The 861-nt window shown below is 60.7% G+C and carries 1 protein-coding gene and 1 pseudogene; both read left to right on the top strand.

The genetic code is table 11. The features are described from left to right. A pseudogene (locus tag MHY23_RS11835) lies at nt 1-364 on the top strand (IS21 family transposase); the annotation flags it as partial. Next, nucleotides 361-861, top strand: a 501-nt coding sequence (locus tag MHY23_RS11830) for an ATP-binding protein (RefSeq protein ID WP_239307707.1), incomplete at its 3' end; no start/stop codon positions are given. The pseudogene MHY23_RS11835 and the gene MHY23_RS11830, both read left to right, overlap by 4 nt.

The following is an 861-nucleotide window of genomic DNA, read 5'->3' as shown; positions in this document are numbered from 1 at the left end:
AGTCATCGAGGAAATGATCACGGCGAAAGCAATCCCGGCCCAGGCGTACCAATCGTGCAGGAACGTGCTGTCAATGGGCAAACACGCCAACAAGCTCGTGTTGGAAGAAGCATGTAAGCGCTTGGTCTCCTCCGACGGGACCCGCCGGGCGGTGTCCTACACCGCGGTCAAAAACATGATGGCCGCCGTACGCAAAGAAGCCGCAACCCGACCACACGGCTTCGACCAACCGGCACCGGCCACACCTGGGCATCGGGCCCACGCACCCGCCGCTGCCACACGCGACACCAGCGGCGCCTACCTCGGTGGCGCAGCACAGTTCAGTCTGGACAACCTCATCAAGAAAGGAACCACAACGCCATGACCCCACCGACCCCGCCTCAAGAGCGTTTCCTCGACGAATCCGTCCTCGCGGACTTCACAGCGATGCGCATGACAGCCTTCGGCAAAAGCGTCATCGACATCGCCAACGACCCAGCCTTCGACACGTGGACCTTCTCCCAAAAGGTGCTCTACGCACTCGACAAAGAAGTCGCGGCCAGACGCGAACGCCGCATCAACAAACTGCTCAAGGCATCACGATCGCCAAACCCCGATGCCTGCCTCGAAGACGTCGTCTACGCACCTGACCGCAACATCAACCCAGAACAAGTCAGCCGACTCGCTCACGGACAATGGTGCCACCTGGGCCAAAACATTGTCATCTTGGGCAAATCCTCAGTCGGCAAGACCTACCTCGCCCAAGCTCTGATCACCGCAGCATGCCGCAACGACTACTCCGCCAGGTTCTACCGCACCGACATGCTTGCCGCGCACTTCGCAGTGATGCCGCTCGACGACCCAGCCCGGCTCAAACTCACC

This window comes from Corynebacterium sp. ACRQP, assembly GCF_022345915.1.
GTDB lineage: Bacteria > Actinomycetota > Actinomycetes > Mycobacteriales > Mycobacteriaceae > Corynebacterium > Corynebacterium lehmanniae.
This window is presented reverse-complemented; position numbering and strand designations above follow the sequence as displayed.